The organism is Pseudomonas sp. TUM22785, assembly GCF_028198105.1.
GTDB lineage: Bacteria > Pseudomonadota > Gammaproteobacteria > Pseudomonadales > Pseudomonadaceae > Metapseudomonas > Metapseudomonas solani.
Genome location: NZ_CP116239.1, coordinates 258508 through 271972, shown reverse-complemented (window position 1 = coordinate 271972; position 13465 = coordinate 258508). Strand labels below are relative to the sequence as shown.

Here is a 13465-nt window from a genome sequence, read left to right as displayed (position 1 = left end):
CGAGCAACGCAAGAGGCGGGACCTGTAGATCAATAACGCAGGTTGGTGTTGATCAGCACCATGGAGTCGTTGTTGCCCGGCTGGTTCTGGTAGTCGCGCACGTGCAGCAGGCTGCCCTTGAAGGTCATCGGCCAGCGCGGCAGTTCGTAGCGGAAGAACATCTCGTATTCCATGTGCCGCCCTTCGGCGTCCAGCGCCAGGCTGGTGGAACGCCAGGCCACGCTATTGTCGGCATTGAGGCCGGTGGGCAGCTGCATGGAGGCGTCGCCGCCGCGTACGCGCAGGGGCTGGTAGACCAGCGCGCCCACTTGCCACTGGCGATCCGGCTGGCCCACCAGTCCAAGGCTGAAGCTGTCGCTGCGCAGGTTGGCCGACTCCAGCCAGCGCCCGCCGGAGACCTGGCTGAGGCCGGTGTTGTAGCGGCCGAACAGCTGCCACTGCTCGTTCAGCGTCAAGCTCAGGTTGAGGCCGTTGAACCAGGTGCGGGTATTGCCCTTGCCCAGCCACTGCTCGCCCTGGCTGCCGAGCAGGCGCTGCTGCTCGTTCAGCACGCCGCCCTGCAGGCTGAGACCGATGCCCTGCTCGCCCTGGTAGCGCCATTCACCCAGCACGCTGTGCTGGCGGGCATGGTCGGAGCGATCGACGAAGCGCTGCTCGGCCTCGGCCATCTGCACCTGCACGCCGCCGCTCCAGTTGGAGGACGCCTGCCAGTGCAGGCCGGCGCCGCTGGCCTGCTGCTCCAGGCTCAGGTAGGGGTTGGCGAAGGCGCGGGTGGTGCCGTCCTGGCCCAGGCGCCGGTCGAGGCGGGTCAGGCCCTGGCTCCAGGACGGGTCGGTGTTGAGGCTGGCGCTGATGGCTAGGTCGTCCAGCTGCTGCAAGGCCTGCACCTGGCCGAGGGACTGCATGCCGCTGCCCTCGGTGCCTTCGCTGAAACGCAGGTTGAGGCCGCGACCATCGCTGACCTCGGTCATGCGGTACTCGTCCTCCAGGCGCTGGCGATAGGCGTCGGTGTCCAGGCGCGCCTGGCGGTTGCCGTCTTGCTCGCCGAGCAGGGCGCCGCTGGCGAGGAAGGGCGCGTCGAGGCTGTCCTTGAGCACCAGGTCGACCTTGGCCAGGGACTGGCGCAGGGCGTTGCCGAGGGCCGGGCTTTCCGCCAGGCCGGCGCGGTCGAGGGCGATCACCTCGCCGCTGGCGGTGTTGATCATCAAGCCGCCGATGGGGCTGCTGGCCGCGTCGAGGTCGAGCAGGCCCTGGCCATAGACGTCCTGGTCGGCGTATCGGCCGGTCTTGTCCGCCGACACCAGCACGCGCTGGGTGACCTGGGCGGAACTGAGGGTGGGGAACAGGTCCATCAGCAGCGCCAGGGCGCCGGAAACATGCGGCGCGGCCATGGAGGTGCCGCTCATATGGCCGTAGCCGCCCCCCGGCACGCTGGAGTAGACCCAGCTGCCCGGCGCCGCCAGGCACCAGGCGCGGGCGTCACCACAGCGGTGGGAGCCGTCGGAGATGCTGCCGTTGTCCTGGATGTTGACCACCGCCAGCCACTGGCCCTGGAGATCCGGCGCGAGGATCGGCAGGGCGGCATAGAGGCTCGGCTGCGCGGCCAGGCCGGTGTCGCCGGTGGCGTTGTTGCCGGCGGCGAAGACGAACACCAGGCCGGCGCGCTGTGCCTCGCGGTAGAGCGGCGCAAGGGTGTCGCGGTAGTAGGCGCGCTGGCTCTCGTCGAGGTCGGCCAGGGTGCGCGAACGGTAGCCACCGCTGGCGACGTTGGTCCGCTCGCCCCAGCTGTTGTTGGAGACGCGGGCGCCGAGGTCCACCTGCCGGCGCAAGGCGTCGCGGGTGCCCAGGGTCTCGTTGCCCTGCACACCGTCGTCGAGGAACTTCACCGGCAGGATGCGGGCGTCCGGCGCCACGCCATGCATGCCCTGGCCGTCCCGGGCGGCCGCGATGGTGCCGGCGACGTGGGTGCCATGGCCATTGCCGTCGGTCATGCGCGGGCCGCCGGCACGCACCCCATCACCACCGGCGACGATGCGGTCGCGCAGCTCGGGGTGGTCCACATCCACGCCCGTGTCCACCACAGCCACGGTCACGCCGTCACCGGTGGCGCCCCGGGCATAGGCGTGCTCGGCCTTGATGCTGCCCAGGCCCCAGGTGGCGCGGAACTCGGCGGTGCGGAACTGCGCCGGGTCCACCGGGTTGACCGGCGGTTGCACGGGCGGCTGTACCGGAGGCTCTGGCTGGACGGGAGGTTGAACCGGTGGTTGGACCGGAGGCTGCACAGGTGGCTGGATCGGCGGTTGAACCGGAGGCTGCACGGGTGGCTGGACCGGTGGTTGAACTGGAGGCTGCACAGGCGGTTGGACCGGAGGCTGTACCGGCTGGGTCGGCGGCTGCGGTGCCGGCTGCTGGGCAGGCGGACTGGCCGGGGCACTGGAACCACCACCACCTCCGCCACCACCGGAGCGGGCCACGGCGACGGCGCCCACCGCAGCGACGGCCAGGGTCACCTTGGCCGGGGTGGTGCGGAACCAGGCCAGGCGCTCCTTGGGCGTGGCGTGGGCGATATCGCCCAGCAGGGACTGGCGCTCGGGGCCGGCTTCCTCGCCCAGGTAGCGGATCAACTGCTCGCGGTACTCGGGGAAGATCTCCAGGGCCGGCTCCAACTGCAGGCGCAGCATGTCGTCCGGCAGCTGGTAGAGGCGCACGAATTCGTTCTGGATGGCCCCGGGCAGTTCGACCGGCGGCAAGGGCGTGGCCCAGGCGGGTGCGCTGATGCAGGTGCCGAGGGCGATGGCCAGCAGGTGGCGGGGAAGACGCAGGGGAGGAAGGGGTAACGCCATGGGGCTCGTCCGATGAAGTCCACGAAAAAAGTCGCGGATTCTAGGGACGACACCATCGACCGCCGTGCGCTGCCTCTCGTTATCGGGGGCAGGCGCGGGCGGTGTGGCTCAACTGCGGATCATGCACTGCCGTACCGGAACTGGCGCACAGCCCTCAGCGCGGGGCGTAGGCGAAGACGTCGGCGCGCATCTGGTGGGCGTCCATCCCCGCCGCCACCAGGGCGTCGAGGGTGCCGTAGACCATGGCGGGCGAGCCGCTGGCGTAGACGTGCAGCGGCTTGAGGTCGGGGAAGTCCTCGCTCACCGCTTCGTGCAGCATTCCGCAACGGCCTTGCCAGCCACATTGGTCGCTGACCACCTGGTGCAGGGTGAGGTTGGCCAGGCTTTGCCAGTCCGCCCAGTGCGGCAGTTCGTAGAAGTCCTCCGGCCGCCGCGCGCCCCAATACAGGTGAACCGGGTGGGGGAAACCCGTGGCGCGGCAGTGCTCGATCAGGCTGTGCATCTGCGCCATGCCGGTGCCGGCAGCGATCAGCACCAGCGGGCCGTCGGGCAGCTCGGCAAGGTGGGTATCGCCGAAGGGCAGCTGGACCCGGGCGATGCCGGTGCGCTGCAGCTGCTCCAGCAGGGCCAGGGCACTGGGCTCGCGAGCAAGGATGTGCAGTTCGATGTCGCGCCCTTCGCTGGGCGCCGAGGCCAGGGAGAAGGCCGAGGATTCGCCGCCCTCGCGCTCCACCAGCAGGTATTGCCCGGCGTGGTAGCGCGGCGGCTTGCCGGCCGGGGCACGCAGGCGCACGCGCCAGACGTCGCCACCGGCGTCGATGCAGGCACTGACCTGGCAATTGAGCTTGCGCAGCGGCAGCTCGCCCGGGGCGAGCACGCCATCCCAGTGCAGCACGCAATCTTCCAGGGGCTCGGCCAGGCAGGTGAAGAGTTCGCCGTGGTCGAGTTCGGCGCCGGCCTGGCGCACCCGGCCTTCCACCAGCAGGGCGGCACAGATGTGGCAGTTGCCGTTACGGCAGCTCTGCGGGCATTCGTAGCCGAGACGACGGGCGCCGGCGAGGATGTTCTCGCCGGCCTGGATCTCCAGCACCGCGCCGGATGGTTGCAGCGTGACCCGCATCAGTCGATACCCAGGCTGGACCAGAGTTCGTCCACGCGACGGGTCACCGCCTCGTCCTTGACGATGACACGACCCCACTCGCGGGTGGTCTCGCCCGGCCATTTGTGGGTGGCGTCCAGGCCCATCTTCGAGCCCAGGCCGGAAACCGGCGAGGCGAAGTCGAGGTAGTCGATGGGCGTGTTGTCGATCATCACTGTGTCGCGCTTGGGGTCCATGCGCGTGGTGATGGCCCAGATCACGTCGTTCCAGTCGCGGGCGTTGATGTCGTCGTCGGTGACGATGACGAACTTGGTGTACATGAACTGCCGCAGGAAGGACCAGACGCCGAGCATCACGCGCTTGGCGTGGCCGGGGTACTGCTTCTTCATGGTCACCACCGCCATGCGGTAGGAGCAGCCTTCGGGGGGCAGGTAGAAGTCGGTGATCTCGGGGAACTGCTTCTGCAGGATCGGCACGAAGACTTCGTTGAGCGCCACGCCGAGGATGGCCGGCTCGTCCGGCGGGCGGCCGGTGTAGGTGCTGTGGTAGATCGGGTCGCGGCGGCGGGTGATGCGCTCGACGGTGAACACCGGGAAGCGGTCCACCTCGTTGTAGTAGCCGGTGTGGTCGCCGTAAGGGCCTTCATCGGCCATCTCGCCGGGGTGGATCACCCCTTCGAGGACGATCTCGGCGCTGGCCGGCACCTGCAGGTCTGAGCCGATGGCCTTGACCAGTTCGGTGCGGTGGCCGCGCAGCAGGCCGGCAAAGGCGTATTCGGAAAGGGTGTCCGGCACCGGGGTGACCGCGCCGAGGATGGTGGCCGGGTCGGCACCGAGGGCGACGCAGACCGGGTAGGGCTGGCCGGGGTGCTTCTCGCACCACTCGCGGTAGTCCAGCGCACCGCCACGGTGGCTGAGCCAGCGCATGATGACCTTGTTGCGGCCAATCACCTGCTGGCGGTAGATGCCGAGGTTCTGCCGTTCCTTGTTGGGACCACGGGTGATGGTCAGGCCCCAGGTGATCAGCGGTGCCACGTCGCCCGGCCAGCAGTGCTGGATGGGCAGCTTGCCGAGGTCGACGTCGTCGCCTTCCTCGATCACCTCGTGGCAGGGGGCATCCTTGAGCACCTTGGGCGCCATGCTGATGACCTTCTTGAAGATCGGCAGCTTGGACCAGGCGTCCTTGAGGCCCTTGGGCGGCTCGGGCTCCTTGAGGAAGGCCAGCAGCTTGCCGATCTCGCGCAGTTCGGAGACGTCGTCCGCGCCCATGCCGAGGGCCACGCGGCGCGGCGTGCCGAACAGGTTGCCGAGCACGGGGATGTCGTAGCCGGTGGGCTTCTCGAAGAGTAGCGCCGGGCCTTGCTTGCGCAGGGTGCGGTCGCAGATTTCGGTCATCTCCAGCACCGGGGACACCGGGGCGGCGATGCGTTTCAGCTCGCCGCGCTCTTCCAGGCCACGGATAAAGTCGCGCAGATCGCGATACTGCATGCTTGAGCCTCGCATGGGGCGTGCAGGTCGGGGCGCAAAGTTTAGCGCCGAACTGGGTTATTCAGAAGGCCGGGCGAATCGCGCAAACGCAAAGGCCGGGTTTCCCCGGCCTTTTTGCTGCGAACCAAACGTTACTTGCGCTTCATGGACATGAAGAATTCGTCGTTGGTCTTGGTGTCCTTGAGCTTGTCGAGCAGGAACTCGATGGCGGCGATCTCGTCCATCGGGTGCAGCAGCTTGCGCAGGATCCACATGCGCTGCAGCTCGTCGTCGGCAGTCAGCAGCTCTTCGCGGCGGGTACCGGACTTGTTGATGTTGATGGCGGGGAACACGCGCTTCTCGGCGATGCGGCGGTCCAGCGGCAGCTCCATGTTGCCGGTGCCCTTGAACTCCTCGTAGATCACCTCGTCCATCTTCGAGCCGGTCTCGACCAGCGCGGTGGCGATGATGGTCAGCGAACCGCCTTCCTCGATGTTACGGGCGGCACCGAAGAAGCGCTTGGGCTTCTCCAGGGCATGGGCGTCGACACCACCGGTCAGCACCTTGCCGGAGCTCGGGATCACGGTGTTGTAGGCACGCGCCAGGCGGGTGATGGAGTCCAGCAGGATGACCACGTCCTTCTTGTGCTCGACCAGGCGCTTGGCCTTCTCGATCACCATCTCGGCGACCTGCACGTGGCGGGTCGGCGGTTCGTCGAAGGTGGAGGCAACCACTTCGCCGCGCACGGTGCGCTGCATCTCGGTCACTTCTTCCGGGCGCTCGTCGATCAGCAGGACGATCAGGTGGCACTCGGGGTTGTTGCGGGTGATGTTGGCCGCGATGTTCTGCAGCATGATGGTCTTGCCCGCTTTCGGCGGGGCGACGATCAGGCCGCGCTGGCCCTTGCCGATCGGCGCGCAGAGGTCGATCACGCGGCCGGTGAGGTCTTCGGTGGAGCCGTTGCCGGCCTCCATCTTCAGGCGCTCGTTCGGGAACAGGGGCGTCAGGTTCTCGAACAGGATCTTGTTCTTGGCGTTTTCCGGACGATCGAAGTTGATCGAGTCCACCTTGAGCAGGGCGAAGTAACGCTCGCCTTCTTTCGGCGGGCGGATCTTGCCGATGATGGTGTCGCCGGTACGCAGGTTGAAGCGGCGGATCTGGCTGGGCGAGACGTAGATGTCGTCCGGGCCGGCCAGGTAGGAAGAGTCTGCGGAGCGCAGGAAGCCAAAACCGTCCTGGAGAATCTCCAGCACGCCGTCACCGGAGATTTCCTCGCCGCCTTTCGAGTGCTTTTTCAGCAGGGCGAAGATCACGTCCTGCTTGCGCGAACGGGCCATGTTCTCGAGGCCCATCTGTTCGGCCATTTCCAGCAGATCGGCAATCGGCTTTTGCTTGAGTTCGGTCAGATTCATAGGAATGACGTAAGTATCAGAAATGATAGGAAGGAAAGCGTTGAGCTTTAGAGGCCGCGCCGCAGAGATGCGACAGGATCGCTGTGCTTATTCGAGTTGGAATGCGTCGGCGGCGGCTTGCGAAGGGCAACGGAATAGCGTTGCGGACCCGAATTTAACACCAGCATTCGGGGGAGTCTAGTGCCGATTCATCAAAAAACCCCGCAAAGTGCGGGGTTTCTCGAAACTGTCCGAAAGCTCGCCGGAGGCCCGGCCAGGCTCAGATGTTGGCGTCGAGGAAGGCCGCCAGCTGGGACTTCGACAGGGCGCCGACCTTGGTCGCTTCGACGTTGCCGTTCTTGAACAGCATCAGGGTCGGGATACCGCGTACGCCGTATTTCGGCGGGGTGTCCTGGTTCTCGTCGATGTTCAGTTTGCAAATCTTCAGCTTGCCCTGATAGTCCTTGGCGATCTCGTCGAGGACGGGGGCGATCATCTTGCACGGGCCACACCACTCGGCCCAGTAATCGACCAGCACAGCGCCTTCGGCCTTGAGCACGTCCTGCTCGAAGCTGGCGTCGCTAACGTGGGAGATGAGTTCGCTCATGGATGTTCTCCGTGGGTTCGGATGCGGAAATTGGCGGCCATCATAGCCCGGCTTTTCCCGGACCGAAAGCCGCTGGCAATTGAGCCTTTCTATGGACGCACCCGGGAAAACTGATGGATAACCGGTTCCGCGTCAATCCGCCGCGGCCATTTATCGCCTCGCTCGGCAGCCATCGCGAATGCCCCTGCGCCGATGCCTGCACGCCGCCTATAGTAAGGAGGCGGCCGTCATGAAGCGGAAACTTCACCGTGGCATTCTGCGCAGCCGCCTTCCTTTCCCTTGCACGAGCGTTCCACGACTCGCGTTGGCGCAACGTGACGATCGTGGCAGGATGGCGCCGTTCAGAAACGAGACACCAAGACCATGCCCTCGACCCGTCGCGCCGAAACACCTTCCCTGATCGCAGCCATCGACCTGGGCTCCAACAGCTTCCACATGGTCCTGGCCAAGGCCGATCACGGGGAGATCCGCATCCTCGAGCGTCTCGGCGACAAGGTGCAGCTCGCCGCCGGCCTGGATGACGAGCGCATGCTCAGCGAGGAGGCCATGCAACGCGGCCTCGACTGCCTGCGTCGCTTCGCCCAGATGACCAACAGCCTGCCCGAAGGCGCCGTGCGCGTCGTTGGCACCAACGCCCTGCGCGAGGCCCGCAACCGCGCGGACTTCATCCGCCGCGCCGAGGCCATTCTCGGCCACCCGGTGGAAGTGATCTCCGGCCGCGAGGAAGCGCGCCTCATCTACCTGGGCGTGTCCCACAGCATCGCCGACACCCCCGGCAAGCGCCTGGTGGCCGATATCGGCGGTGGCAGTACCGAATTCATCATCGGCCAGCGCTTCGAATCCCAACTGCGCGAAAGCCTGCAGATGGGCTGCGTCAGCTACACCCAGCGTTACTTCCGCGACGGCAAGATCACCCCCGCCCGCTATGCCCAGGCCTACACCGCAGCGCGCCTGGAGCTGATGGGCATCGAATACAGCCTGCGCCGCCTCGGCTGGCAGCAGGCGGTGGGCGCCTCGGGCACCATCCGCGCCGTCGGCCTGGCGATCCAGGCGGCGGGCATGGGCAGCGGCGAGGTCAACCCGGAAGGCCTGGCCTGGCTCAAGCGCAAACTGTTCAAGCTGGGCGAGGTGGAGAAACTCGACCTCGACGGCATCAAGCCCGACCGCCGCGCCATCTTCCCGGCCGGGCTGGCGATTCTCGAGGCGATCTTCGACGCCCTCGAACTCAAGCACATGACCCACTCCGAAGGCGCCCTGCGCGAAGGCGTGCTCTACGACCTGCTGGGCCGCCACCACCACGAGGACGTGCGCGAGCGCACCCTCAGCGCGCTGATGGAGCGCTGCCACGCCGACACCGAGCAGGCCGCCCGGGTCGAAGCCAAGGCCCTGGAGGCCCTGGAGCAGGTGGCGGACGACTGGCAGCTGGATGACGAGTGGCACCGCGACCTGCTGGTCTGGGGCGCCCGCGTCCACGAGATCGGCATGGACATCGCCCACTACCAGTACCACAAGCACGGAGCCTACCTGATCGAGCATTCCGACCTGCCGGGCTTCTCCCGCCAGGACCAGCAGATGCTGGCGCTGCTGGTTCGCGGCCACCGCCGCAACATCCCCAAGGACAAGTTCGCCGAGTTCGGCGACGAAGGCGTCAAGCTGATCCGCCTTTGCGTGCTGCTGCGCTTCGCCATTCTCTTCCACCACATCCGCACCAGCCACGAGACCCCGGCGGTGCAGCTGAAGGTCGGCCCGCAGAGCCTCGCCGTGCAGTTCCCCGACGACTGGCTGGCGGCCAACCCGCTGACCCAGGCCGACTTCGAGCAGGAAGCCGAATGGCTCAAGCGCATCGACTTCAGCCTGCAGGTGAGCTGAAGCACAACGCGGCGAGCGGACATGAAAACGGGGCCTCAAGGGCCCCGTTTTCATTGCGGCGGTATTGTCGGCAGCACGCCGCCCCGTGACCGATCAGCGAGCGCTGATCGGCGGGTTGAGCAGCTTGTCCAGCAGGATGGCCTGCGCATTGCGCGGGTTCTGGTTGCCGCTGGGGCTGTTGCGCAGGTAACGGCCGTCGGCCTGCAGCGCCCAGCTGTGGGTGTTGTCGGCGAGGTAGGTTTCCAGCTCCTTCTTGACCCGGGTGATGAGCTTCTTGCCCTCCACCGGGAAGCAGGTCTCCACGCGCATGTCGAGGTTGCGCTCCATCCAGTCGGCGCTGGAGAGGTAGAGCAGCTCGTCGCCCTCGTTGAGGAAGTAGTAGATGCGGCTGTGCTCGAGAAAACGGCCGATGATCGAACGCACCTGGATGTTGTGCGAAACACCGGGGATGCCCGGGCGCAGGCAGCACATGCCACGCACCACCAGGTCGATCTTCACGCCGCTCTGGCTGGCCTTGTACAACGCGCGGATGATCTTCGGGTCGGTCAGCGAGTTGACCTTGGCCATGATGTGCGCCGGCTTGCCCTCGGCGGCGTGCTGGGCCTCCTTGGCGATCATGTCCAGCAGCGACTTCTTCAGGGTGAAGGGCGCGTGCAGCAGCTTCTTCATGCGCAGGGTCTTGCCCATGCCGATGAGCTGGTTGAACAGCTTGTGCAGGTCCTCGCAGAGCGCGTCGTCGGCGGTGAGCATGCTGTAGTCGGTGTACAGGCGCGCGTTGCCGGCGTGGTAGTTGCCGGTGCCCAGGTGGGCGTAGCGGCGCAGCTCGCCGTCCTCGCGCCGCAGGATGAGCATCATCTTGGCGTGGGTCTTGAAGCCGACCACGCCGTAGATCACCACGGCGCCGGCAGCCTGCAGGCGGCTGGCCAGCTGCAGGTTGGATTCCTCGTCGAAGCGCGCGCGTAGCTCGATCACCGCAGTGACCTCCTTGCCGTTGCGCGCCGCTTCCACCAGGGCGTCGACGATCTCCGAGTTGGCACCGGCGCGGTACAGGGTCTGCTTGATGGCCAGGACGTTGGGGTCCTTGGCCGCCTGGCGCAGGAAGTCGATCACCGGGGTGAAGGACTCGAAGGGGTGCAGCAGCAGGATGTCCTGCTTGCCCACCACGTTGAACAGGTTCTCGGCCTTCTGCAGCAGCTTGGGGATCACCGGGGTGAAGGTGGGGTGCTGCAGCTCGGGGTGGCTGTCGAGGCCGGTGATGCTGAACAGGCGGGTCAGGTTGACCGGACCGTTGACCTGGTAAAGCTCGCTCTCCGCCAGGCCGAACTGCTTGAGCAGGTAGTCGGACAGGTGTTTCGGGCAGGTGTCGGCCACCTCCAGGCGCACTGCATCGCCATAGCGGCGCGAGAACAGCTCGCCGCGCAGGGCGCGGGCCAGGTCCTCGACGTCCTCGGTGTCCACCGAGAGGTCGGCGTTACGGGTCAGGCGGAACTGGTAGCAGCCCTTGACCTTCATGCCTGGGAACAGGTCGTCGGCGTGGGCGTGGATCATCGACGACAGGAACACGAAGTTGTCGCCGGGGCCGCTGATGTCTTCCGGCACGCGGATCACCCGCGGCAGCAGGCGCGGCGCCGGGATGATCGCCAGGCCGGAGTCGCGGCCGAAGGCATCGACGCCCTCCAGCTCGACGATGAAGTTGAGGCTCTTGTTCACCAGCAGCGGGAAGGGGTGCGTCGGGTCGAGGCCGATGGGGCTGATGATCGGCGCGATCTCGTCGCGGAAGTAACGGCGCACCCAGGTCTTCAGCTTCGGCGTCCAGTAGCGGCGGCGGATGAAGTTGACCTGGTGCTTGGCCAGCTCCGGCAGCAGCACGTCGTTGAGGATGCTGTACTGGCGCGCCACCTGCTCGTGCACCAGCTCGCTGATGCGCGCCAGGGCCTGGTGCGGCAACAGGCCGTCGGCACCGGCCTGCTCGCGGGCGAAGGTGATCTGCTTCTTCAGCCCGGCGGCACGGATCTCGAAGAACTCGTCCAGGTTGCTGGAGAAGATCAGCAGGAACTTCAGGCGCTCGAGCAGCGGGTAGGACTCGTCGAGCGCCTGCTCCAGGACACGGATGTTGAACTGCAGCTGCGACAGCTCCCGGTGGATGTACAGGCTGCTGTCATCCAGGCCCGGAACCACCGGCGCCGGCACGGGGGCGGGCGGCGGCGTTTCGACGGGGGCCGGAGCGGGGGCCTCGGCGACCGGTTGCTCCGGTACGGGCTCTTGTTCGGGGTTCGACGCTTGGTTCAGACCATCGGTGTTCATCTGGTTTCCTGCTGGGGAGTCAGGCTCCCGCTTTGAGCATTTCTGCGGCACGCACGGCGAAGTAGGTAAGGATGCCATCAGCGCCCGCACGTTTGAATGCGGTCAGCGATTCGAGTATGACCGCCTCGCTCAGCCAGCCGTTCTGGATGGCCGCCATGTGCATGGCGTACTCGCCACTGACCTGGTAGGCGAAGGTCGGCACGCGGAAGGCTTCCTTCACGCGCCAGACGATGTCCAGGTAGGGCATGCCCGGCTTGACCATGACCATGTCGGCGCCTTCGGCGAGGTCTGCCGCCACTTCGTGCAGGGCCTCGTCGCCGTTGGCCGGGTCCATCTGGTAGCTGGCCTTGTTGGCCTTGCCGAGGTTGGCGGCGGAGCCCACCGCATCGCGGAAGGGGCCGTAGTAGGCGCTGGCGTACTTGGCCGAGTAGGCCATGATCCGCACGTTGGGGAAGTCGGCCAGCTCCAGGGCCTCGCGGATCGCCTGGATGCGGCCGTCCATCATGTCCGAGGGCGCCACCACCTGGGCACCGGCGGCGGCGTGGGACAGCGCCTGCTTGACCAGGGCGTCCACGGTGATGTCGTTCTGCACATAGCCGTCGGCGTCGAGGATGCCGTCCTGGCCATGGGTGGTGAAGGGGTCCAGGGCCACGTCGCTGATCACGCCCAGCTCCGGGAAGCGCTCGCGCAGGGCGCGGATGGCGCGCTGGGCGATGCCTTCGGGGTTCCAGGCCTCGGCGCCGTCGAGGGATTTGTTCTCCAGCGGGGTCACCGGGAACAGTGCCAGCGCGGGGATGCCCAGCGCCACCCAGCCAGCCGCCGCTTCCAGCAGCAGGTCGATGGACAGGCGCTCGACGCCCGGCATCGACGGCACCGCCTCGCGGCGGTTCTCGCCGTCCAGCACGAACACCGGCAGGATCAGGTCGTCGACGGTCAGGGTGTTTTCACGCACCAGGCGGCGGGAGAAATCATCACGGCGGTTACGGCGCAGGCGGGTGGCGGGGAACAGGCGATTGGCGGGGGTAAAGCTCACGACAGACTCCAGGGTCCAAAGGAGGACACAGTGCGACATTTATAGGCGGCAATTATGACCGAATGGTAACAATGCGTGACAGCGACGCTCTGTCGCGTTAAAGGAAATTTCCGAGGCCCCACTAGGGCTGGCCGTGAACCAGTCGACCCTCGACTGGCGGTTCGCCACCCTTTAGAGCTTTTCCCGCGCGTTCAACCCGGTTAGGCTTCGCGTTCATTTTTGCCGCGCTGCCAAACTGATGCTGCAACAATTTCTCCAGGACTTCGGCTATTTCGCCCTCTTCCTCGGCACCTTCTTCGAGGGCGAGACCATCCTGGTCCTGGCCGGCTTTCTCGCGTTCCGCGGCTACATGGATATCAATCTGGTGGTGATGACGGCGTTCTTCGGCAGCTATGCCGGCGACCAGCTGTGGTACTACCTCGGCCGCCAGAAGGGCCGCCAGATCCTGGCCAAGCGCCCGCGCTGGCAGGCCATGGGCGACAAGGCCCTGGAGCACATCCGCCGCCATCCCGACATCTGGGTGCTGAGCTTCCGCTTCGTCTACGGCCTGCGCACCGTGATGCCGGTGGCCATCGGCCTGTCGGGCTACCCGCCGCTGCGCTACCTGATCCTCAACGGCATCGGCGCCATCGTCTGGGCCCTGGCCCTGGGCTTCGCCGCCTTCCACTTCGGCGCCGTGCTCGAAGGCATGCTGGGCAACCTCAAGCGCTACGAGCTGATGGTGCTTGGCGCGCTGGTGGTGATCGGCGGCCTGCTCTGGCTGCGTCGCCGCCTGCGCAACAGCCGCGAAGCCAAGGCGAACGCCGAGCAACCGCCGCAGCCGTAACCCGGGCCTCAGCCCGGAAACACCCCC

9 protein-coding genes are annotated in these 13465 nt (G+C 66.7%); 2 read left to right on the top strand and 7 right to left on the bottom strand.

Going from position 1 to position 13465, the window contains the following annotated elements:
- Window positions 1-29 precede the first annotated feature (29 nt).
- The 5 genes from PI990_RS01320 to trxA all read right to left on the bottom strand — a co-directional run bounded on the left by PI990_RS01320 (window position 30) and on the right by trxA (window position 7406).
- Window positions 30-2843 (bottom strand): S8 family serine peptidase, encoded by a 2814-nt coding sequence (locus PI990_RS01320; protein WP_271659615.1) that lies wholly within the window; start codon window positions 2841-2843, stop codon window positions 30-32.
- A 154-nt stretch (window positions 2844-2997) separates the two neighbouring features.
- A complete protein-coding gene (locus PI990_RS01315; RefSeq protein ID WP_271659614.1) occupies window positions 2998-3963 on the bottom strand; it encodes a CDP-6-deoxy-delta-3,4-glucoseen reductase in 966 nt (321 codons plus the stop codon).
- The gene (gene ubiD / locus PI990_RS01310) at window positions 3963-5429 is read right to left on the bottom strand and encodes a 4-hydroxy-3-polyprenylbenzoate decarboxylase (RefSeq protein WP_184488293.1); all 1467 of its coding nucleotides are present in this window, start codon (window positions 5427-5429) and stop codon (window positions 3963-3965) included. Before ubiD ends, PI990_RS01315 begins: the two co-directional genes overlap by 1 nt.
- Before the next feature lie 131 nt (window positions 5430-5560).
- Window positions 5561-6820, bottom strand: a complete 1260-nt coding sequence (gene rho, locus PI990_RS01305) for a transcription termination factor Rho (protein WP_021218199.1) — start codon at window positions 6818-6820, stop codon at window positions 5561-5563.
- 259 nt (window positions 6821-7079) lie between these two features.
- Window positions 7080-7406, bottom strand: a complete 327-nt coding sequence (gene trxA / locus PI990_RS01300) for a thioredoxin TrxA (protein WP_021218198.1) — start codon at window positions 7404-7406, stop codon at window positions 7080-7082.
- A gap of 363 nt (window positions 7407-7769) precedes the next feature.
- Between trxA and ppx the strand changes: the two genes are divergently transcribed.
- Entirely contained in the window at window positions 7770-9275 is a 1506-nt protein-coding gene (gene ppx / locus PI990_RS01295) for an exopolyphosphatase (protein WP_021218197.1), read from the top strand.
- A gap of 93 nt (window positions 9276-9368) precedes the next feature.
- Here ppx and ppk1 read toward each other — a convergent pair whose 3' ends face one another.
- Together ppk1 and hemB are read right to left on the bottom strand one after the other, a co-directional pair.
- Complete coding sequence (gene ppk1, locus PI990_RS01290) at window positions 9369-11579, bottom strand: polyphosphate kinase 1 (protein ID WP_271659613.1); 2211 nt, start codon at window positions 11577-11579, stop codon at window positions 9369-9371.
- 19 nt (window positions 11580-11598) lie between these two features.
- Window positions 11599-12612, bottom strand: coding sequence for a porphobilinogen synthase (gene hemB, locus PI990_RS01285; protein WP_021218195.1), 1014 nt, complete (start codon window positions 12610-12612; stop codon window positions 11599-11601).
- 235 nt (window positions 12613-12847) lie between these two features.
- Between hemB and PI990_RS01280 the strand changes: the two genes are divergently transcribed.
- Window positions 12848-13438: a DedA family protein gene (locus tag PI990_RS01280; protein ID WP_162164732.1), complete on the top strand. Its 591-nt coding sequence runs from the start codon at window positions 12848-12850 to the stop codon at window positions 13436-13438.
- Window positions 13439-13465 lie beyond the last annotated feature (27 nt).